Annotated in this window: 17 protein-coding genes and 1 pseudogene; 10 read left to right on the top strand and 8 right to left on the bottom strand. The window is 61.9% G+C overall.

Annotated features, from left to right (window positions below; all coding sequences use genetic code 11):
• Nucleotides 1-98 precede the first annotated feature (98 nt).
• Nucleotides 99-494, top strand: coding sequence for a hypothetical protein (locus tag HTUR_RS15425; protein WP_012944253.1), 396 nt, complete (start codon nt 99-101; stop codon nt 492-494).
• Here the strand turns inward: HTUR_RS15425 and HTUR_RS15420 are convergent.
• Nucleotides 420-1,850 (bottom strand): DUF389 domain-containing protein, encoded by a 1,431-nt coding sequence (locus HTUR_RS15420; RefSeq protein ID WP_012944252.1) that lies wholly within the window; start codon nt 1,848-1,850, stop codon nt 420-422. The two genes, HTUR_RS15425 and HTUR_RS15420, sit on opposite strands and share 75 nt — an antisense overlap.
• Before the next feature lie 462 nt (nt 1,851-2,312).
• Between HTUR_RS15420 and HTUR_RS15415 the strand changes: the two genes are divergently transcribed.
• Nucleotides 2,313-3,617: an aryl-sulfate sulfotransferase gene (locus HTUR_RS15415; protein WP_012944251.1), complete on the top strand. Its 1,305-nt coding sequence runs from the start codon at nt 2,313-2,315 to the stop codon at nt 3,615-3,617.
• Between the two features lie 189 nt (nt 3,618-3,806).
• Nucleotides 3,807-3,977 carry a hypothetical protein gene (locus HTUR_RS27485; RefSeq protein ID WP_012944250.1) on the top strand — a complete coding sequence of 57 codons (171 nt, stop codon included), beginning with the start codon at nt 3,807-3,809 and terminating at the stop codon, nt 3,975-3,977.
• Between the two features lie 284 nt (nt 3,978-4,261).
• Here the strand turns inward: HTUR_RS27485 and HTUR_RS15410 are convergent, their stop codons facing one another.
• The 3 genes from HTUR_RS15410 to HTUR_RS15400 form a co-directional block, all read right to left on the bottom strand.
• Nucleotides 4,262-5,302, bottom strand: a complete 1,041-nt coding sequence (locus tag HTUR_RS15410; RefSeq protein WP_012944249.1) for a hypothetical protein — start codon at nt 5,300-5,302, stop codon at nt 4,262-4,264.
• Nucleotides 5,303-5,579: 277 nt separating this feature from the next.
• Nucleotides 5,580-6,245: an AIM24 family protein gene (locus HTUR_RS15405; RefSeq protein ID WP_012944248.1), complete on the bottom strand. Its 666-nt coding sequence runs from the start codon at nt 6,243-6,245 to the stop codon at nt 5,580-5,582.
• Nucleotides 6,246-6,399: 154 nt separating this feature from the next.
• Nucleotides 6,400-9,282, bottom strand: coding sequence for a glycoside hydrolase family 2 protein (locus HTUR_RS15400; protein ID WP_049941763.1), 2,883 nt, complete (start codon nt 9,280-9,282; stop codon nt 6,400-6,402).
• 337 nt (nt 9,283-9,619) lie between these two features.
• Between HTUR_RS15400 and HTUR_RS15395 the strand changes: the two genes are divergently transcribed.
• The 3 genes from HTUR_RS15395 (at nt 9,620) to HTUR_RS15385 (ending at nt 15,298) form a co-directional block, all read left to right on the top strand.
• Nucleotides 9,620-11,401 (top strand): ArnT family glycosyltransferase, encoded by a 1,782-nt coding sequence (locus HTUR_RS15395; RefSeq protein WP_081443474.1) that lies wholly within the window; start codon nt 9,620-9,622, stop codon nt 11,399-11,401.
• A 1,090-nt stretch (nt 11,402-12,491) separates the two neighbouring features.
• Nucleotides 12,492-13,616: a DHH family phosphoesterase gene (locus tag HTUR_RS15390; protein WP_012944245.1), complete on the top strand. Its 1,125-nt coding sequence runs from the start codon at nt 12,492-12,494 to the stop codon at nt 13,614-13,616.
• A gap of 686 nt (nt 13,617-14,302) precedes the next feature.
• Entirely contained in the window at nt 14,303-15,298 is a 996-nt protein-coding gene (locus HTUR_RS15385; RefSeq protein WP_012944244.1) for a linear amide C-N hydrolase, read from the top strand.
• A 409-nt stretch (nt 15,299-15,707) separates the two neighbouring features.
• Here the strand turns inward: HTUR_RS15385 and HTUR_RS25620 are convergent, their stop codons facing one another.
• On the bottom strand, nt 15,708-16,181 hold the full coding sequence (locus HTUR_RS25620) for a DUF1330 domain-containing protein (protein ID WP_012944243.1): 474 nt from the start codon (nt 16,179-16,181) through the stop codon (nt 15,708-15,710).
• Nucleotides 16,182-16,459: 278 nt separating this feature from the next.
• Between HTUR_RS25620 and HTUR_RS15375 the strand changes: the two genes are divergently transcribed.
• Nucleotides 16,460-17,293 carry a helix-turn-helix transcriptional regulator gene (locus HTUR_RS15375; protein WP_148225345.1) on the top strand — a complete coding sequence of 278 codons (834 nt, stop codon included), beginning with the start codon at nt 16,460-16,462 and terminating at the stop codon, nt 17,291-17,293.
• Between the two features lie 216 nt (nt 17,294-17,509).
• A pseudogene (locus tag HTUR_RS28655) lies at nt 17,510-17,767 on the top strand (ester cyclase); the annotation flags it as partial.
• A 190-nt stretch (nt 17,768-17,957) separates the two neighbouring features.
• Here HTUR_RS28655 and HTUR_RS15370 read toward each other — a convergent pair.
• Nucleotides 17,958-18,179 carry a hypothetical protein gene (locus HTUR_RS15370; RefSeq protein WP_012944241.1) on the bottom strand — a complete coding sequence of 74 codons (222 nt, stop codon included), beginning with the start codon at nt 18,177-18,179 and terminating at the stop codon, nt 17,958-17,960.
• A 260-nt stretch (nt 18,180-18,439) separates the two neighbouring features.
• Between HTUR_RS15370 and HTUR_RS15365 the strand changes: the two genes are divergently transcribed.
• Nucleotides 18,440-19,147 (top strand): glycosyltransferase, encoded by a 708-nt coding sequence (locus HTUR_RS15365; RefSeq protein ID WP_012944240.1) that lies wholly within the window; start codon nt 18,440-18,442, stop codon nt 19,145-19,147.
• A gap of 69 nt (nt 19,148-19,216) precedes the next feature.
• Here HTUR_RS15365 and gvpA read toward each other — a convergent pair whose 3' ends face one another.
• On the bottom strand, nt 19,217-19,501 hold the full coding sequence (gene gvpA / locus HTUR_RS15360; protein WP_012944239.1) for a gas vesicle protein GvpA: 285 nt from the start codon (nt 19,499-19,501) through the stop codon (nt 19,217-19,219).
• A 172-nt stretch (nt 19,502-19,673) separates the two neighbouring features.
• On the opposite strand from gvpA, the gene HTUR_RS15355 reads away from it, so the two are divergent.
• A complete protein-coding gene (locus HTUR_RS15355) occupies nt 19,674-20,066 on the top strand; it encodes a pyridoxamine 5'-phosphate oxidase family protein (RefSeq protein WP_049941915.1) in 393 nt (130 codons plus the stop codon).
• A 444-nt stretch (nt 20,067-20,510) separates the two neighbouring features.
• Here the strand turns inward: HTUR_RS15355 and HTUR_RS15350 are convergent, their stop codons facing one another.
• Nucleotides 20,511-21,671: an NAD(P)/FAD-dependent oxidoreductase gene (locus HTUR_RS15350; protein WP_012944237.1), complete on the bottom strand. Its 1,161-nt coding sequence runs from the start codon at nt 21,669-21,671 to the stop codon at nt 20,511-20,513.
• Nucleotides 21,672-21,744 lie beyond the last annotated feature (73 nt).

Raw genomic sequence — 21,744 nt, 5'->3', positions numbered from 1 at the left:
GCGAGGGCGCCGCCGATATTTCACTGAACGCGAGGGCGCCGATGACCGTGCTCGAGCGGACGTACCGTTTTGACTCGCGGTGTCCTACGTGCCGGTAGATGGACGCCGAACGCTGGTGGCCGCCGTTCGTCGAGGTCGCGGCGCTCCTGTGGATCGTGCTGTTCGTCGTCGACGTCGCGATCAGCTTCGACCTGCTCGTCGTCTCCGAGTCGCTCGCGGCGACGGTTCGCGGCGTCCTCCAGTGGCTCCTCGTCGTCTTCCTCCTCGACCTCGCGCTCCTCTATCGCTGGTCTGACAGCGGCCCGCGGGAGTTCGTCCGGTCGAACTGGTTTCTCGTCCTCACCGTCGTTCCGTGGTTCCGACCGTTTCGACTGCTCCGCATCGGCCGGTCGGTCCGGGCGCTGCGGCTCCTCACCGGATCACGCCGGATCGGCTCGTTCCTCAACAAGGTGCGACGGAAATGTCACAGCCTGTGGCGCCGACTGCGGGGCTGAGGAACCCGCCGAGAGCGGTGGCCACTCGTCGAGGGGCCACCACGCGCTCTGCCCGTCGTCGCCGATCGCCGCCGCACGCTGGTAGTCCACGAACCGAACGTCGACGCTGACGGACCGACTCGTCTGGGCATCGATCTCGGTCCGTAGCTCCTCGGCCAGTCCCTCGTGCTCGAGGCCGCTCGAGCGCCCCACGGTCACCGTCACCGAGACCTCGTCGCTGAACACGCTCCCGTCGTTGTACTCAGTCTCGACGCCGGCGAGTTCCAGCGTCGCGTACTCGGGGTCGTCGAGCACGGTCTGGACCTCGTCGTTCGCCTGCTGTTCGAAGACGAGGTGCTGGTACGTTCCGAAGGCCGTCAGCGCGACGACGACGAGGAACAACAGGACGATGACGGCGTAGGCGCCCGTCCGCAGCGAGACCTCGGCGTTCTCGCGGACGTTGTGGATCACCGACGAGCGGTAGCCGAGCGCGATGAGCGTGAGGTACGCAGTGAGGTTGATGAACACGATGTTCATCAGGAGCAACACGATCCCGCCCGCGATAATGAGCGGCTCACCCCAGGCCGTCCCGATGCCGGCCGCGGCGGCGGCGGGGACGATCGCCGCGGCGACGGCGACGCCGGCGAGGGAAACGGGGAGGTCGGTCGCGAGCGCGAGCGCCCCGGCGAACCCGGCCGCGATGGCGATGACGAGCGTCAGGAGGTTCGGCGTGGCGAACCCGCTCACCTGCCCGACGAGACCGACGTCCAGCGTCGACGGCACGAACCCGGTCTGTTGGAGGAACACGCTCATCACGACCGCGCCGACGTACGCGACGACGAGCCCAGTCACCTGCGACGTGGCGCTGTCGACGACCATCTCGCGGTCGCTGATGACGGCGCCGGCGCTCGCGGAGAGCGTCGACCCCGCGAACGGCGCGATCACCATCGCACCGACGATGACGATGGCCGAATCCAGCAAGAGCCCGCCGACGGCGACGACCGCGCTCGCGATCGCGAACGCGAGGTACGTCGCCGTATCGGGCGTCAGGTCCTCCGCACGCTCTCGAATCTCGACGTGCGAGGCGCCGCGCTCGCCCTTCGGCCCCTCGACGTACCGGTCCGTCAACTCGTCGGCGTTCGGGACGGTCGCCCGATCGACTTCGGTGACGACGGTGTACGTGTCCTCGTCGAGTCCGGCGTCGTACAGGCGCTCGAGGACCGTGTCCACGGCGCCCGCCGGGACCGGGATGTTCGCCAGGCTCCCGTCCCGGTGCTCGTCCACGTCGCTGAAAACGAACTCCACCTCCATCTCGGAGAGCGTCTCCCGCACCGTATCGTGATCCTCGCTGGGGACGAAGACCTGAACGAGTTGCATACCGACCGGTCGGTGGACACGCCATTTACTAACAGCCTACTACTGACTGTAACGCGAGCATATGGGGTGCTGGAGGCCGGTTCGTGCCATTTCTACGTCAGGAAGGATCGCGTGACGTCCGGACCGATATCGTTCGACGGACCGGACGTGGGGACGAACGGTCGGCACTCGTCTTCCTCCACGGTCAGTCACGCCCTTCGACCGGACGGATAGAAGGCCGGCGTCGGGTATCCGGACCGTACACGTCGAGCGGGTCGTCGAGACCGGTTGGATCACGTTGCAGGCGTGTAGATCGATCGTCGCGAGTCACTGGTCGAGGATCGTCGCCGGTGGACAATCGTATTCGAACGCCCTCGCCGCTCCGACGTTATAGAAATCCTGACTTCCAACGGAGACGCCGATTAGCGCTAAGGGTCTCTTCACTGTACAGTTCCGTACGACTCCCTCCGTGGATCGAATCGTATGAACCAGCGAACCCGCGTCACCGTCGCCGCTGTAGTTATCGCCCTTCTGATCGCATCGCTCGGGGTCCAGGCGGTCGTTATCGAACGAGAACACAGAGTCGTCAACGACGACGGGCGGTATCCCGGGAACACGCTCGTCGGCGTCCATTCGTACGACGAGACCGGGCGGATCGTCGAACTGACGCCCGACGGTGAGGTCGCCTGGGAGTGGTCGGTACCGGAATCGAGAGTGTTCGGGGTCGAACAGCTCGACGAGGAGACGGTGCTGGCAGCCGTCGCCGTCAAGCGGCTCGCCGAAGACTGCGACGAGGAATACCTCGAGTACGAGGAGAAAGACGGCCACTGCGTCCACAATCGAGTCGTCGAGATCGACAAAGAGTCGGGCGAGGTCGTCTGGGAGTACGACTGGTACGACGAGTTCATCGCCTGGCACGAGGTCCACGACGTCGAGCGACTCGAGAACGGCGAGACAGCGATCGTCGATATGGGGAACGATCGCGCGTTCACCGTCGACCGCGACGGCGAGATCACCTGGGAGTGGCACGCCGAAGACCACCTGACGCCCGGCACGCCGTTCTACGAGGAGTACGGCGGCCCCGAAAAAGAAGGGGAACACGACGACTGGACCCACATGAACGACATCGACCGCCTCGAGAACGGCAACTTCCAGCTGAGCATCCGCAACTTCGACGTGATCATCGAGGTCGATCCGGAGACCGACGAGGTGGTCGACGTCATCGGCGAGCCCGGAAACCACGACGTACTGGACAAACAGCACAACCCCCACCGCATCGAAGATCAGGGGACGATGGTCGTCGCCGACAGCGAGAACGGCCGCGTGGTCGAACTCGACGTCGAGTCCGAGGAACGCATCTGGCGCTACACCGGTCCCGCGACCGATCCCCTCCAGTGGCCTCGAGACGCCGACCGACTGCCCAACGGCAACACGCTCATCACCGACTCCCGAAACAACCGCGTGCTCGAGGTCGATTCCGACGGCGAGATCGTCTGGCAGTTCGGCGATCCCGACGGGACGGTCATTCCGCTGGCGTACGAAGCCGATCGCATCGGCGCCGGCGAACAGTCGGATGTCCCGCCGGGGAGCGAACTGACCGCGGTCGAGGACGAACCCGGCGCCATCACGGCGACGATTCGCGAGTGGGAGGCCATGGCCCAGTACGTCTTCCCGACGTGGATGCACCTCCCGCAGATACTGCACGTCGTCGGCATCGCCCTCGGGGTCCTGTGGCTCTGTGCGGAGGGGGGCGTCTTCGGCTGGCGTCGGTTCACTGGCAGTCGATGATCCGATCCGGACCACCGGGTTGGGACCGCTCTGAACCCGGTATCTATCTCGAGGCGTTCACGTCGGTCGACGGACGACGAGCCTGCGGGTTCGCCGTCGCATCCTCGCGTACGGTATCGTTTCAATTCGGCTGACTCTCCGTTCCGTGCGAAGTACCTTTACGACCGTCTACGGCGTTACGTACTCTGTATGTCCGGACTCGTACAGCAGACCGCGGAAGCGATCGACGGACTGTCGCGATCGGTCTGGGACGACTCGAGCCAGTTCCAGAAGGCGATCGTCGCTGTCGTCCTCATCGTAACGGGGTTGGTGATCCCGGTCGTTCCGATCGTCCTGGTCGCTCGATACATCGCCCGCTGAGAGGTCGATAACTGTGGATGTGCCATTGCGGGCGGTCCCGCTTATAGCTGTCTGGCCTCGGTACTTGAGCAGGAACGACGCACCAGGGCCCTAACAGTATCTACAAAAAGGCCTGTCTAAGTTCCAAATCTCCTCGAGTTAGGAAACTCATGTCAGCTCTCGACCCCGTATCGTGGGCTCGACGAGTTCTATCGAGATACTTCGATGGGCACAGACCATTCGAGAGCAGGTTTAGAGGAGTTGCACAGCGCAATCCCCCGCATTTCTGGCGGGGCGTCGGTCGCTTAGAATTGATGCTCAAAGCTGAGTTCGTCGTAATCGTAGGAGTACGATTTGATACCGGCCTCGTCACAACGTGAACGGAGATCAGCTGGTAGTACGTACGGCTGCTCGCCCCATTCCTCCTCGAGGTGCTTGCAGAAGGCAATGGAAATCTCTCGGTCCTCGTCGCTATCCCCTGTGACCTCGAGAACCACTGCTAAATCCGGATCTTCGTAATCGGGTTTGATGACGTAGTCGCCCGGAGTGAAGGGATTTTCGGGGTACTCGAGATTCGTGTGTTTGTAGGTGTAGAGTTTGATATTCTGATCGTCACAGTAGGAAGCTAGTTTCGCGGGATGGATCTCTCGCCAGTTTCCGGGGCCATCGTCGAGCATATTCGGAAACGCTACGTTCACTGCTTCGCCGTCCATCTCTTGCCCGTAAGCGGTGGTGTTTTTCTCCGGTGGCAACACCTCAACGACGACTGCGACCGAGCCATCACCGTCTCCGTTCTTCGCCACGCGATCGCCGGAAGAGAACGGGTTCTCCGGTTTCTGGTTGAGGTGAGCCGTGTTCGGTCCGATATCGTGCAACTCGTTCATCGGACGGGCCGCCAAGTGCGCGAGTTTCTCGGGTTCTTCGCCGGAATACGCCTCCTGGGTTTTGACCTTCGATTCGAGCGTTTCAGTGCGTTCCCAGCCAAGGAGGATGAGTGCGTCCTCGTTGTCTCGATGCCAGACCATGACGATGATATCGTCGTCTGGATCGTTTTCCAAGAGATTTGCAGGACGGAAGGCAGAGACGTCCCTCGAGGTTTTTACGTCGATCTCGTAGCCGAAGACCTCGAAGTCGTGACCGGAGAAACTTTCCGGGTTGCAACGCCGGACCGCTTCCTCGTTCTCCCACTCCCACATCTCGACGGGAAGATACTCCCGACAGAACTGTTCGAACGCGAGCTCGCCCAGGTTCCCGATCCGTTTGACGTCCAAATCGCCCGCTCCCTGAATAACCGCCTGGTGATGGGCGCGCTCTCTATCGATTTCGTCCGGCGTATAGAGATACATTACAGATAGGTTACCTATATGGATAATGAACCTTGCGGAGTGGGGAGCGCTAGCTCGACGGTAGCAGCCGAACTCGAGTATACCGTCCCTCAGTCCACAGCACAAATACTCCCACAGAACGACGGATTTCGCTCATGGACGGATCTTCGTATCGGCCGCCTGTCGTCGAACGGAAGACACCAGCCTCGACAAGCACTCCATGCGAATCCGTGTCCCGGCTTTTTTCCACACGTGTCGCATTGGCGGCGTGCCGAGAACCCCACGGCCACACCGGTCGCTACTCCTGGAGTTGACGCTCCTCGTAGGGTTGGACGACGACGAATCCCTCCGTCCCGGTGAAATCGAGTTGGTACGTCTCCTCCGAAGACTGTCCGATCATGTTAGAGAGCGACCTGTCGACGTGGCTGCCCGGCGTGGTGCCGCTCCAGGCGACGGTCGCGCCGGGATCGGTCCGGACCGGCGGGCGCAACACCAGCGGTTCGCCGTGGGTCGTGATCGCGACGCTCCCCGGTCCCACGAGGGAGACGTTGGTCAAGCCACCCGCCGAGAATCCCGCGATGCTCTTGATAGTCCGGATCTCGTAGTTCACGCTCGACTCGAACGCGAGGACGTCGTTCCCGTTGACCGAGATCTCCTCGCCCGCATCGAGTTCGAGGATCTGGATCTTCTTCTCGTCGTCGGCGAGGTAGAGGTGCCCGTTACCGGTCGCTTCCATCACCGACGTTCCTTCGCTCGTCGCCTTCTCTTTCAGGAACCCCTTGAGTCCGCCCTCGGCCGAGGACTTCCCTTTGAACGAGATGTCGCCGCTGTAGGCGATCATCGACCCCGCTTTCGCGATCACCGCTCCGTCGAGGTCGACGTCGAGCAGTTTGCTATTCTCGAGTTGAAACGTCTCTCCACCCTCTTTGGGCTCGTTATTGGTGACGAATTCGTCGATATTCATGGTTTCTCGAGCCACTGCTGGCCCTACGATACTCATGGAAGCGGATGACGAAATAGTTACTCTTCGAATAGTTCGCCCCGGAAGACAGTCTCGAGCGATAGTCTGCCAGGTCCGCTCCGACTCGAAATACCGTCATCCGGAGAAATTCTCGGGATTACACCGATGGAGACCCTCTGATCTCGAACGCTGCGTTTCCGCGGACGATCTCATCCGCCTCGATCGTGGGGTCCTCATTCAGGACCGGCTGGCGGTTCATCCACCCGAAGGGGTTGGTCCCCGACAGCGAGCGCTCGAGCGCGAGCAGATCGACCGACTCCGAACGAACCTGGGCACGGACGTGGTGGTCGCCCTCAGAGCGGAGCTGAACGCCGGCACCATGGTCGTTCACCAGGGCCGCGGTGTAGACGTTTCGCTTCGTTCCCCGAAAGTCATTGGAGCCGTGGCTCGTCGCGTCGTCCTTCCAGGGCCGGTCGCTACCGAGGCGGATCTCCTCGTGGTCCGGCCGGGTTCCCTCGGGGAACGCCACGGCCGTCCCTTCAGTCCGCCCGATGTGGTCGTCGGGGTAGGTGCTCCACTGGCCCTCTCGACGCCACGACAGCGTCGTCAGGTCGCGTGTGAGCGGGAGTGCAACGCCGACCTCGCGGACGTCGAGTGCCTCCTCGATCTCGAACTCGTACTCGACTTCGACGCCGCCGTCGACGGGTCGAAGGACGAACGTTCCGGTCGCGACCGCGTACTCGACGTCGATGGCGACGGCCGCACCGTCCTCGACGACCCTCACGTCGGTAACCGTTCGCCCGTCGGGACGGTGGTCGATCGCCCCCGAGCCCTCCTGACTCGCTTCCGCCTCGGTCGGTGTCAGGACCAACTCCGGTCCGCCGACCACGACCGGCGTTCCCTGCCCGTCCTCTGGTTGGACCTCAACGCGCCCGGTATTCCGGTCGACCGACATCGGTGGACCCTCGGTCGTCCGCACCGATTCCTCGTCGATTTCGAGTGGCGTCCCCGTCGGTACCGGGTAGCTTTCGCACCCCGGCGAGTCAACGGTGAAAACGGCCTGCTCGATCGTGTGGCCGTGTGGATGGGTGACCCTGAGTTCCAGCCGGTCCTCGGCCACCGGGACCGTCACTGTCACGCGCTCGCCCGGCGCCGCCTCGATCGGGCGGTTTCCGGAGTTTCGGGCCCCCTCGAACTCGATCGAGCGGTCGGCGAGGTCGACGAACTCGTGACGGTTCTCGATAGTCAATCGGAGAACGTTGCCGTTGCCGAGCCACTCCGTCTCGACGACTCGAACCGGCGAGTAGATTTTCTTGACGTGCCAGTATTCGGGTCGTGGCCGGCGGTGGCGGTCGAGTAGCCCCCAGAGGTACCCTCTCCACCGCTCCAGGTGGTCACCGCCGGCCCAGATCGCGCCGCCGGCGACCGAGTCGCCGGCCCGACAGCGCTCCCAGATCCGCTCGAAGGGAATCCCCCATTGGTCGCGGAGTCCGGGATCGGTCACCAACTCCCGGCCGTTGTAACAGTAGGTGTGAGCGTACTCATCGAACAGGATCGGATCGTCGAGACCGAGGTACTCTTCGATCGTCGAGTCCGCGCGAAACGCGGGGTAGTGTTGCGAACGGACGTCGTAGACGTCGTGCCAGGGGTCGTCGGGATCGTAGTTGTCGTAGTTGAAAATCGTCGGCCGCGTCGGATCGATTGCCTTGGTTAGCCGGCCGGCGGTCTCGAAGGCATCGTACCACTCCGACTCGTTCGCGATCGACCAGAGACAGACCGACGTCCGGTTCTTGTCACGCTCGACCATCTCTACGGTCTGTGAAACGACTATCTCCGGATAGGGGTCTCCCCGGCCGCGGCCGACGAACGTGTGGGGCGCTTCGACTTCAACGACGAGCCCGAGCTCGTCGCAGGCGTCGAGAAACGCCTCCGAGGTCGGATGATGGGCCGTCCGCACGTAGTTGACGTTCGCCTCCTTTAGTCGGCGAGCGTCCTCACGAGTGAGTTCCGGCGGGACCGCGTGACCGTGATCGGGGATGTGAATCTCCTCCCAGTTGACACCCCGCAGCGTCACTGCCTCGCCGTTGAGCCGGAGTTCGTCCCCCACGACTTCGATCTCTCGAATCCCGAGGCGCTGGGTCACCCGCTCGGTCGAATCCCCGGCGTTGAGGTCGATCTCGAGGGTATAGAGCTGTGGCTCCTCCGGATTCCACGTGTTCGGGTCGGCCACCTCGAGGGTCGTCGAGGGGTCACAAGAGCCACCTTCCCGCGAGGAAAGCGAGCGTTCTGTGGTCGCGACCGTCTCACCGTTCGGGTCCGAAAGCGTCACCTCCAGCGTCGCATCGGCGTCCGCTCCACTCGCGTTTTCGATTCTCGTCTCGACGTCGACTGTCGCTGACGACCCCTGTAGGTGGGTACGAACGTCGTAATCGGCGATGTGAATCTCGGGAACCGAGACGAGCGTCACGTCCCGCGTGATCCCACCGGTGACGTTCTGCCAGGCCATATCGTCCGCCGGCGACGCCTGGGCGACGCCGACCGAGAGCACGTTCGTCCCCGCCTCGACGTGGTCGGTGACGTCGATCTCGAAGGGGGTGTAGCCGCCGACGTGATGGCCGATCTCGGCTCCGTTGAGGTACACCCTCGCTTCGCTGTACACCGCGTCGAACCGGAGGAGAAGTCGTTCACGGTCGCTCTTGGGGGCCTCGAACTCTCGGCGATACCACCCCAGTTGCCCCTCCGGGGGATACCACTCCGCTGGTCCCTCTGGGATGGCGGACTCGCTGTATCCCCACTGGCCTGGCACCTCCGCCTCGCGCCACTCGGCGCCTTGGTCGTCGATGGTTGTCGAGAGCGCGAACTCCCACGTTCCGTTCAGCGATCGTACGTCACCGTCGCCCGTCGTCGCGGGCCGGGGCGTGAGCCGACCCAGTGACTCGTCGTCGCCGTCATCTCGTGCACTTGCGGTCCCGATCGGGAGCGCAGCGCCGATCGCGGCTCCAGGGACGCTCGAGAGGAGGGTCCGTCTGCTGATAGGCACCGTTCTCCGATCTTCCTCATGGCTGTCTCTATCCATAACTTCGCCAATACAATCAGAATAATTATTAATAAATATATCCTCTAGTTTTGAAAACTGAAATATTGATGTATAGGTCGCGACGACAGGCACATCTTGGCCGTGTCGCGAAGTCCTCTAGAGGTCGGTAGCAACTGACTCCCGTGAGGACACGGGAATCGCCTCTGGCGTCCATCCGAGCTGCCTCGTGAACGCCACAATCGACGTGCGGTTCTCGAGTCCCGGTACTCGTTGGTGCGTGGGATACGACCGAGAATAGGCAGGGACAGGATCTTTCGGATCGGATCGCGGTTATCGGCGAATGGGGATCCCGTCTCGAGCGCGGACCGGACCTCGAACCGCCGCAGCGATGCTGATCGACTCGGTCAGAACCCTCTGCCCGACCGATCGGGACCGAACCCCGATCGCCGTCCTCCTCGCCGCCGGCGTGTACGTCTACTACGTCGACCTCGGCGGGTCGACGCTCCAGTCCTTCGACGAAGCGATCTACGCGTCGATCGCGCGGCGGCTGAGCCGCGGCGGATCGTGGATCGTCCCTCGCGTCGATTGGGCCGCCGACGGGGCCGTCGTCGCCGAGATGCTCTTCCTGCAGAAGCCTCCGGGTGCGTTCTGGCTGCAAGCGATCTCGATGCGCGTCTTCGGTGCCACCGCGTTCGGCGCCCGCTTTCCGTCCGCGACGTTCGCAATCACGACCGGCGTGCTCGCCTACGTTTTCGGTCGGGACCTCTTCGACCGCAGGGCGGGGTTCGTGGCCGGGCTGGTCTGGCTGACGACGCCGTACGTGTTCGCGGGGATGAACGGCGGTCGGAACGGCGGAACCGACACCGCGCTCGTGTTCTTCGGCACCCTGTTCGTCTACCTCGTCTGGAAGGGCGTCGCCGACGATCGACGATACCTCGCGTACGCGGGGTTCCCGGCGGCGGGCGCACTCCTCGTCAAGGGACTGGCGGCCGGCACGTTCCCGCTGGCGCTCCTCGCGCTCGTCCCCTTTGATCTGCTCGGGCGTCGGCGACTCCTCTCGCGAGAGGCGGTGATCGGCGCGGCGGTAACGCTCGTACTGGCGTTGCCGTGGCCGATCCTCGCCTGGCTCCGCCACGGTGACCTGTTCCTCGAGGAACTCGTTTTCAAGCACGTGATCGCTCGGGCGAGCGGCTCGTTCCCGCCGTACCACGAGACGACGTTCGGATTCATGTCGTATCCGTACTTCCGTCACCTTCCCTCGTACTTCGATCCGTGGCTGTACTTCCTGCTCCCGGCGGTCGGCGTCGTCGCCGTCGTCGCGGTTCGCGTTCGGGTTACGGAGGGGCGCTCGCAACCGCTGCGCGATACGACGTTCCTGCTGTGGTGGGCCGCGAGCGTCTTCACCTTCTTTTCGGTCACCGGGAACCAGGCCTGGTACATCCTGCCGCTGTACGTTCCGGCGGGGCTGCTGGTCGGTCGCATGGTCTCGCTGGTCGCGTCGCCCCGATCGATCGACCGCTCGCTCGCGGTCGGCGGCGTCGTCACGGGCTGCGTCCTCGCGCTGGTCTTTACGTTTCGACTCGACGTGACCTCGCTCGTTCGGTACCGACTGCAGGACCACGTTCCCGGCGGCGTCGCGTTCGCGCTCGTCCTCGTCGCCGCTGCGATCGCGGTTATCGCCGAGCGGCCGCTCGACTCGACGCTGCGGCGACGATGGCGCGACGTCGACGTCTCGCGGCTCCGGACCGTCGCGTTCGTAGCCCTCGCGCTCCTTCTCGTATCTACGACCGCCGCACCGGTCGAAATGGGCGGCTCGGCGTTGGACGAGCAACAGGAGGCCGCGGGGACGCTGATCGACCACCAGACGCCCCCGGACGCGACGGTCTTCGTCGTCCCCGAATCCACGCGGGCCGGCGGGTTTCACTCGCTGGTGTTCTACTCCGATCGGTCGATCGAGCCAGTCGAGGAGACGCGGGTCGAATCGAACGATCGCATCAGGTACCTGTTCGTCCACCAGGAAGCGGCAGCCGACCTCGATCGGGAGCGCCGCGTCGTCGCCACGCTCCGCGACGAGGACGAGAGGTACTACGTCCTCGAGTTGGGGCCGCCCGACGGCGGATAAGGCCGCTGTCGTGCACCGGACGCCGGCGATCAGGTCGACCGACTCCGACCGGCGATCGAACGGCGAGTACCGTTTCGAGGAGCGTCCGATCGATGGGGTTCGAACGAGGAGGAATGCGGAGTGGTGCGCTCCGAATAGAGGGCGGCAGTCCGCCACGAGTTCCGAATCCGCACCGCTCACCGTCGTCACCACGATGGTTCCGCTGGCGTTCCGTCCTCGAAACGGGTCCATCTCGGTTCTGGAGTCGAGTGACAGGTAGCAGCTGATCTCATTTGGGGTAGGGAAAATTCTCGGTATACGTCTCCCATATGTTTATTGTTCCACGTTACCAAGCATCAAACATGAAACGGAGGCGCTTTCTCACAACGTCTGTGACCGCCACGACGGTTGTGGTTGCTGGATGTAGTGGTCCAGACGACGATGACGATGGAGGTGGTGGCGGATACCACCTCGATGACCCGCAGCAGTTGCGCTCTCGAGATAACCCCTAAATCTCGAGGTGACAGGAACCCGTGACATTCCTCGATTTATTGATTCCTCTCCCCTCCTCGCTGTGACTTCTCGGAATGTCTTAGATACCGTGAAAGAGGTGGAGAGATACACGTAAATCGATGGCCTCGGCACTCGAACAGGAACGATGTGCATGTACCAACGTATCCTGTCCAGAGAAGTCGGCCGCAGAGATACCTGCTGGCCCCGTCAGTAGTTTCGAACACGATGGGGAGCATACATTCCAGAAACTGTTTCGGGCGCGCAGGATCGCCGCCGAATCGGCCATTTCGAGCGTGCGAATCGTCGGGTCGGAGCAGATGTTGAAGAGGTTTACGGAGCGATCGATCGAACGATAAGTACTGTAACGTTCATTACTTAATCTTGATTGACCGGAGTTGACTAAGCAACTCGTCAAAATTACCGTTCTTGTCTCAGTGAGACGGGTCTCCGTTCATGCAACTAGCTTATCCTCTTCCGGGCCCTACCAATATATGACATAACTTAGACCACGACTGAGTCTTTTTCCTGATTCAGGGTCTAAGAGAGTCGCTGACCGAAGATATCGACCTGCATCGGATCAGATTCGGCGTAACAGACCATGGCTGACAATAATCAAACGTCCTCCGGATCAGAACCGCAGTCGGAGTCGTTCGACACTGAACTCGAAGACTCCGAACCGGCCGAGTCCGAATCCATCGAACGGTCGCGCGCCGATCGGCTGGTCGAACTATTAGAAGAGACGGAATCGCTCGCGGTCGTCTGTCACGACAACCCGGACCCTGACTGCTTAGCGAGCGCGCTGGCGTTGAAACGCGTCGCCGAGTACGCCAGCGTCTGGGACATCGAGTTCTTTTACGGCGGCGAGGTCACTCATCCGCAGAACCGAGTGTTCGTGAACTTGCTCGACATCGACCTTCGGGAGTTCACCGCCGATGCCGTCGAAGGATACGACCGTATCGCGCTCGTGGACTGTTCAATCCCCGGACGAAACAACGGTCTCAAGCCCGATACCGAGGTCGATATCGTAATCGACCACCATCCGGGCGACGAACCGCCGGCGGAATTCGTCGACGTACGCGGGGAGTACAGCAGCACGACGACGATCATCGTCGAGTATCACCGCGCGCTCGACCTTCCACTCGACGCGGAACTCGCCACGGCGTTGCTGTTCGCTATTCGACGCGAGACCCTCGACTTTCTCCGAAATGTCACGGAAAAGGAGTACGAGGCGGCGCTGTATCTTCATCCCTTCGTTGACCTCAATCTCCTCAAGAAGATGAACGATCCGCCCCTGTCAGAGATTACTGTCGACGCGATCGCGGAAGCCATTCGGACCCGGACTGTCCAGTCGGCATATCTCGTCGCCACCGTCGGCCGGAGCTCCGAACGAGACGTACTCCCGCAGGCAGCCGATTACCTTCTGGACCTGGAAGGCGTCGAGACGGTCGTCGTCTTCGGCATCAGCGGAAACGAGATACACATCAGCGGCCGATCGACGGACTCGCGGGTCGATCTCGGCAATCTCCTCGAGGAAGTGTTCGGCGACGTCGGGTCTGCCGGCGGCCACGAAGACATGGCGGCGGCACAAATCCCACTCGGGCTCTTTGCGGACGTCTCCGAAGAGGACGAAGACCTCATCGACATCACCGCTAGAATCATCGAACGGCGCTTCTTTCGTGCGGCAGGATACGAGGATAAGGACATTCCGAACCGGCCCCAGTGAAGCGAAAGCGGGGACGTAACGAGGTTCGCGTTGCGCTTTGCTACGCGCTGCTACAGGGAGTAGCAGTCGGATCTTTACCCTTCAGCGTGGTAATATTTCAGCCAATATGAATCGCTGTGCAATATAGGCCTCTCTATCCAGCACGATGTGTCGGTTGTAGTCGCATATTTCGATACAGATCCCGAACTGGTACGCGTAAATCGGTGTCCTCGGCACTCGAACAGGAACGACTTACATGTATTCTTGAAGTGAATCAGATGTTGATCTGAAGACGTTAGCCGACAGGACCACTCGAGAACGAGGACGGCTACGTGCGCCTTCTCGGACAAGTTTCTGGGCCAGGTGAATCGTCATACGCCGACTGATTTCACTGTCTGACAGCACGGTTGATATTGGAGATGACACGACCAGGTCGATTTATCGAACTCTCGGTACCAGCACCGCGCACGCAGACCTGCTGCCGATGGCCGAGTCAGTTCCGTGTGTGATTGCGGACCAAGAGAGCCACATCGGACACGTCGCCCATCCGACCGTCGCGCTCGTTTCCGAACTCGAGAGACTGTCGTCTTCCCAGCCAGAACGTATCAGTTCTGACCGAATGCAACTTATGTTCCTGATCGAAGTAGGGAAGAATTATGTTCTGGCCTATGGCACACAACGGCCGAGAGACCGGAGGGAGATCGTAGATGTGTACGCGATTAGTGTATCTCGGACCCGAGAATATCGTGCTCACTGGCCGGTCGATGGACTGGCACGGCGAGATCGGAACGAACATTTGGGCCTTCCCACGCGGAATGGAGCGAACGGGCGAAGTCGGTCCGTCCTCGATATCGTGGACCGCCGAGTACGGCAGTGTCGTCGCATCCGCGTACGACATCGCGACGACCGACGGGATGAACGAGGCAGGTCTGGTCGCGAACGTCCTGTGGCTCACCGAATCCGACTATCCTGAGTGGAATGGCGACAGACCTGGACTGTCGATCTCGCTGTGGGCGCAGTATGTCCTCGACAACTTCGCGACGGTGGCCGAGGCAGTCGAGAACCACCGGAACAAAGAATTCGTGGTCGTTTCCGACGAGATCCCGGACGAAGGCCGGTTGGCCACCCTACACCTGTCCATCTCGGACGTCACGGGTGACAGTGCCATCCTCGAGTACGTCGACGGCGAGTTGACGATCCACCACGGTCGTAAGTATCAGGTGATGACGAATTCCCCGTCGTTCGACCAACAACTCGCACTCGACGAGTATTGGTCGGAGATCGGCGGAACAGTCATGTTACCGGGGACGAATCGTCCAGCTGACCGATTCGCCCGCGCGAGTTTCTACGTGGACGCGATCCCGCAGACCCAGAACCGTCGAACCGCAACGGCGAGCGTCTTCGGCGCGATCCGCAACGTCTCCGTGCCGTACGGGATCAGTACGCCGGACGCACCGCATATCTCCTCGACGCGTTGGCGCACGGTCGCCGATCACCGCGACCGACGCTACTACTTCGAGTCGGCGCTCTCACCGAACGTTTTCTGGCTGGACCTCGACGGGATCGACTTCGAAGCCGATGCCGAAGTTCGATCGCTATCGCTCGGTGAGAACCAGGCGAACGTCTTCGCCGGCGATGTCGCCGACGAACTTGTCGAGACTGAGCCGTTCGAGTTTCTCGGTGTCCCGGCTCGATCGGGCTAATCCCAGCTGCTTCCGACGCATTCTTACTACGGATACATCGGCAGTTAGTGACGTTGGCGACCGGCCGTTCTCAAGTGGCGGAACCAATCGAGAAACGGCGGTGGTACAAGCGTAACGAGTAAATCGAAGGCCTCGGCACTCATACCGCGCGAAATTAACAGTAGACGACACGCTCGTGGCAGATTACCACACCCGTGGCGGATCGGCATCCAGCGGTCGATCAACGGTTTCGGATAGTTGGCAGCGAAATATAGATATGGTCGATCGCTAGAGACGTGGTGGAGAAAAACGGCGAGGGATCGGTTGAGTCCTCAGGGGATAATAGGTCTGATGTCTCCTTTAAGAAATACAGGTGAAGAATATTGTGCTGAGAAGATGAATGTCTTAGAGGAAAAGATGATGAAATTCCTTACGCGCGGTCTTCAGGAGAGTATTGAGAGGTGACGATCAGATTGGAGTAGGCGGTGGTCTCGTGGCGAATCTCCCGGACTTCTTGTAAGGCGTCATCCGCATACCACTCCTTCGCTGCTCGAACAGATGGGAATTCCAAGGCGACCGTCAGATCATGCCCCCACTCGCCGTCAAGCACAGTCGGATCAAACGAGATAACGAGCGCCTCTCCGTCATGCGCGACAGTTGTCTCTGCAGCAACAGGGAAATATTCGTTCATAAACCGGTCCCTGTCGGTTATCCCATCGACAGCAATCACGTATCCCTTCTGGGATTGAGCAGGTTCGCTTTGGGTTGTTTCGTTAGTCTGGGTCTCGTTCTCACGGCCGCTAGCAGTTGCAGACGGGAGCATCCCGAGTGCGCCTGCTATGACTGCGCCCGCTTTTAACAGCTTTCGGCGTACGATGCTGTCTGGATTCGGTTCATTGGTCATGGTCACCACTGATTCTTGCCACCGTACGTCGGTTTCTGTCCGTCTTTCTTATCATCTATTTGTCCAACTTTTCGTTGGCATACTCCTGATTACTTGTCTCTCGGCTGTCCTTCGTCTCAGTATTCCTCGTATTCGATCGTTCATTCTCACCTCCTGTTCCTTGGTGACACATACCAGTACGTGATTCATAGTCCTACTCGATGGGACGATTCCGAGACCCTGCCAATCTTCCCATCCCCCGCAAAGGTATTTGCGACTACTCGGACGTAGCGTACGATATGGCCAGTCATCGTCACGCGCTAACGGCCAACACGAAATCGGCACTGGACGCGATTCAGTTCTTCGCAGATTCAACGAACAGCGTGCGCGTGTTCGAGGCGCTCACTGCCGGACCGACGACAAGCCGCGACCTCGCAGAACAAACCGGCGCCTCACGGTCTACCGTCGCACGGATCCTCGATACCGGCGAATCACGCGGGTGGATCGCTTCCGAAGGGAGTGAATATCAACTCACAGAGGTGGGGGAAATCATGATCGCTGAGTTTCGCGCCTATCTGCAGACTGTGGAGGGAGTCCAACATCTCGGTGACGCTATCGAGTGGCTCCCAGCACCTGTTCACTCGCTCGATTACCGCCATTTCCGCACCGCCGATATCATAACGCCGAAAACGCCGACCCCGTCCCGGCCATACGATCACGTGGCGGAGAAGATTCGCGCTACGGACGAGGTCCGCTCACTTGTTCAGGTCACGCTGCCTCGATATGTGACGCTTATCTCTGAGCAGGTCAACGAGCAGCAGTTGGATACCGAACTTGTGATCGAAGCGAACTGGATCGAGACCCTCTCTGCAGAGTCAGAGCAACTGCCGCTGTTGCGGGCCCGTGCAGAGCGGGACAGCATCTGGACCTACGATGGGGAGATCCCGCTTAATATGCATCTCTTTGATGATTCTGTGGCGATTTGGTTAGGTGAAGAACGAGACGATGAACGGGTCGTTCGGGGATTGTTAGTTGCTGAAGAACCTGCTATTATATCGTGGGCCGAGGACCTATATGAAGACTATCAAGACGAAGGAAAATTGCTTGACCCAGCAATGTTGGCCACGAAATAAGTAGTCCGCTGGTGAAGATACGCTTTCTCTCCGACAAACTTCCTGACGCTACATTGAGATGAAGTACGTGTCATTCAGCACTGGCACGAACTCCTACAGATATGTATTGTGCTATCACATAGCAACTGCGGCAATGAGGGGGAGACAATGGAAGAAACCACAGTAGATACAAAACAACTCGCGAACGAGTACGTAGAGATCTGAAACAATCGAGAGTTCTCTCGGTTCTCGGACCTTGTTGCTGAATCGTTTACGTTCACGTCTCCAACGAGCGGTACGGTCGAGGGTCGTGAGAACTTCGAAGCAGACGCTCGAGAAATCGCGGACGCATTTCCGGGCTTCCAGATAACCGTCCATAAAGTACTCGCAGACGAAAATCTGGTGATGGCAGAGAGTACTCTGTCGGGAACTCATGAGGGAGAACTCGACGAGATGCCACCGACGCACGAATTCAAACGGGCACGAAACAGGTAATTTGCACCGTGCTTTGTCCGAATCGGCGTTTCTCACGAAAGATCTAAGGTTAATTACGAGGCCTCGGCACTCATAGGGCTCGTCACGACCGGGTGCCGAGTCCGGCTCGGAGCGAGTGAATCGTCATCGGCCACTCGAGCGTACGGGAGGTACTCCAAAGACGGTTTGGATTCCGCGAAAAGCGAGTCGTCTACGAACCGCTCGCCGAATCGCCCGTCGCCGCGAAGGCGGTGTTGAACTCGTCCATCAGGTTCTGGAGCTGGGCCGTGTTCCGGTGGGAGAACGTTTGCGGCGAGCGCTCGACGGCCGTCCGCGAGTCGGCTCGCTCGCTCGAGGCCGGTCGGGTTCGCGCGTCGATGTGGTTGGGCTGCGGTTCTGTCTCGGGTCGGGTCTGCAGGCGTTGTGTGCTCATGTCGGTCGGTGTCAGTGAGGTCGTCGAACGATACGGAATCTCGTCGGAGGAGAGGCGAGTTTACGCTGCTACGTGTACGACCGACATCTGTACTCACCCGTAACGGCTCCGGGGTAATAAAAGTTCATGATAGATAATGGGTTTGGTAGTGAGTGTCATGCCCACTCGCCAGTCCGTCTCGAGTCCCTCTCACGTTACCGGCGCAGTCGAGCGCCGAGACGTTATGCCCGTCCGTGAGAGACCCTCGAGTAGGAATCTCGATGGACGAGGGGTACACGACCCGAGTACAGACGGCTGAGGGACCCGACGACCGACCGGACGTGAGCTTCGTGATCCCGGCGCGAAACGAGGCCGACTACCTCCGCGGCGCGCTCGCGAGCATCGCCGGACTCGACACGGAGTACGCGACCGAGGTGATCGTCGTCGACGGCGACTCGAGCGACGAGACGCGGGCGATCGCCCGCGAGTACGGCGCGACCGTCCTCAACGAGGGAGGAAAGAGCATCGCGGCGGCCCGCAACCTCGGCGCGGCCCGCGCCCGCGGCGAGTGGCTGGCGTTCGTCGACGCCGACACGGAACTGCGGGCGAACTACCTCACCGAACTGCTTGGCTACCTCGAGGCGAACGGGTTGGCGGCCGGCAGCTCCTACTGTCGGATCACCGGCCCGCTCCGGGCGAAGCTGATGGAGGCGACGATCAACTGCGTCTTCTCGCGACTCGAGCGGCCCATCCTGCCGGGGTTCAACTGCGTCGTCCACCGACGAGCGTTCGACGACGTCGGCGGGTTCCCAGAGGTACCTAACGAGGATACGGCGTTCAGCCGGCTACTCGGCCGCCGGTATCCGACGGGTTACTGTCCCGCGGTGGTAGTCGAGAGTTCGGGTCGCCGGATCGCCGACTGCGGACTGACGGGGACGCTCTGGCACTACGCTCGACTCGACGTCGGCCGACTCCGTGCCGGCTACTGAGCATCCGTCGGTGGAGGGGCGGCTGAACCGCCGCTCTCGAGACGGTAGTCCGGCGAATACGGAGCGGTGCTAGGCCGCCGACTCGGGCGACGACTCCGCCCGCGTCTCGACCTCGAGTTCCTCGAGGTCCTCCATATTGCCCTCGGCCGTCGCCTGCTCGATTTTCGCGATCTCCTCCGCGTAGTGGAGGAAGGTGTCGACGGAGGCCACGACGACGCGGGCCTCGATCGTCAGGAGCTCGATCCCGACGACCGAGATCCGCGCCCAGACGTCGATGACGACGCCCTTGTCGAGGATGCGATCCAGTACCTCTGCGAGACTCGAGGAGTCCGGTCGTCGTTGTGGTGATGCCATCGTGACTCTATCCCAGACTCGAGCAGGCGTTCAGTTCACTACTCGGGCTGCATCAGCAAGCTAACGGCCGGACCGCGGTTCGAAGCGCTACTCGCGGGTTCTTCGCTGGTCGTCGCCGCGGCTGGCACCCTCATGGCGTCCGCTTTTGCCGAACCCCGTGGTCGAGACGGCCGTGTCGACCGTTCCGCCCGAAGCCGAGCGCTTACTCGAGAGCGAGCCAGTGATGGCCCATCTGGGCACCTGCGTCGAGGGCCGACCGCACGTCGCCCCGGTGTGGTACCGGTACGTCGCCGACGAGGAGGTCGTCGAGATCGTCACGACGGGTCGAAAGCTGGCGAATATCCGGGAGAACCCTCGCGTCTCGCTCTCGATTCAGAAAGACGAGGCGGGCCAGACGCGCTGGATGGTGTCGCTGCTCGGCACCGCGACGGTCGTCGACGACCCCGACGAAACGGCCGCGGCGCGCCGGCGGATCAACGAGAAGTACGGCGCGGAGCCCGCGGCCTATGCCGAGAATACACTTGTTCGGATCGCGGTCGGGTCGGCGAGCTATCGGACGTACTGAGCTCGAGATTCGAGAACCGTCGTGCGGTGGCGCGCGCTGTCGGCGAGGCGCAACCGAAGGGAGCGCCTCGAAACGCGAATCGCGCGGGACCGACGGTCCCGCGAACCATACGAACGGGCGCGGAGCGCCCGTGAGTAGACGGGGAACGAAGTGACCCGTGAGCGAGGTCGACCGAACGGCAGTGAGGGCAACCGAGAACGTCGTGCGAGGTCTCTGTGAGCGTAGCGAACATAGGCTTGGAAGACGCTGCGCGTCTTCCAGTGGATGAGCGATGGAACGCAGTGACTGAGCGAATCGGTTGGGGAGGGTGTGGCACTCACAGCTGCCAGCGTGAACAGAACGCTTCGTTCGGGTCCAGTTCCGCTCGCGGACATCGCTATCCACGCGAACAGGAGTAGATCATCGCATATCGATCACGGGAACGGCGAGTTCCGAACCCACCGGTCACTCGCGACCGGGCGACGGCCCGCGAAGCCCGGGATGCGTCTCGAGATCGCGAACGCGTCGCATCCGGGCGCGCAGATCCGCCGCGGCTCCCGGCACCCCGTCCTCGAGCGTTCCCTCGCCCCAGCCCTCCCCGTCACTCCCGCCCTCGCCCTCGCCCTCGAGGGCCTCGAGTTCCGCGACGGACTTCGGAAACGGCCGGAGGTCCTTGTGGATCGCCAGCCCCGCATAGGCGCCATCGCCGACGGCGATGGTGGTCTGGTTCTGGCCATGGGTGACGTCGCCGACGGCGTAGACGCCGTCGACGCTGGCCTCTCGGTTCTCGTCGACCGCGATGGCGCCGTCCTCGCGCAGGTCGCAGCCGAGATCCGCGGCCAGATCGGCGTTGTACGTGGAGCCGTACATCGCGAAGCCGCCCAGATAGTCCCGTTCGGTCCCGTCGGCGAAGGAGAGACCGCCGAGCCACGGCGGCTCGTCCTCGGGGATCGTCTCGTCCGCGTCGGCGGAGACGACGGCCGTGTCGATCACCTCGAGCGGGTGGGCCCGGAGTTGCGCGTCGGTCTCATCGTCCCACTCGGGTTCGCGGTCGTCGAGCAGGAGGTCCACGTCGGCGGTGAAGTTGAGCATCGACATCGCGACGTGGGCCGCACTCTCCGTGTGACCGAGCACGAACACCGACCCGTCGCTCAGCGTGTACGCGTCACAGTGCAGACAGTAGTGCAGCCCGCGGCCCGTGAAGCGCTCGAGTTCCGGGACGTCCGGGCTCCGATCCCGAAATCCCGTCGCGAAGACGACCCGCCGGGCGTCGACGGTGGCGTGGGTGGACTCGAGCCGAAAGCGCGGTCCGCCGGCGTCCGTGCAGTCGGTGTCGTCGTCACCGCCGTCGCCGGAATCCAACCGAGCGACGGACTCGACCGCGCCTGGGAAGAAGTCCCCGCCGTAGTGCTCGAGCTGGTCGACGGCGTGGGTCGCCAGCTGCTCGCCGGAGACGTTCTCGGAGACGCCCAGCAGGTTGTGGACGTGGGATACCGCCGCGTGGCGGCCGCCTTCCTTCTCGAAGACGGCCGTGCGGTGGCCAAGTCGCGTGGTGTAGATCGCCGTCGTCAGCCCGGCGGGACCACCGCCGATCACGACGACTTCGTACTCGAGTGGCTCGGTCATACGCGTCGGAGGTCGCCCAGCGGGTTGAGGCTGGGCCGTGAATATGCGGCCGGGGACGCCGAATCGATCGCCG

Source organism: Haloterrigena turkmenica DSM 5511 (assembly GCF_000025325.1).
GTDB lineage: Archaea > Halobacteriota > Halobacteria > Halobacteriales > Natrialbaceae > Haloterrigena > Haloterrigena turkmenica.
The sequence above is the reverse complement of the archived record's forward strand: the minus strand, read 5'-3'. Positions and strand labels throughout refer to the sequence as shown.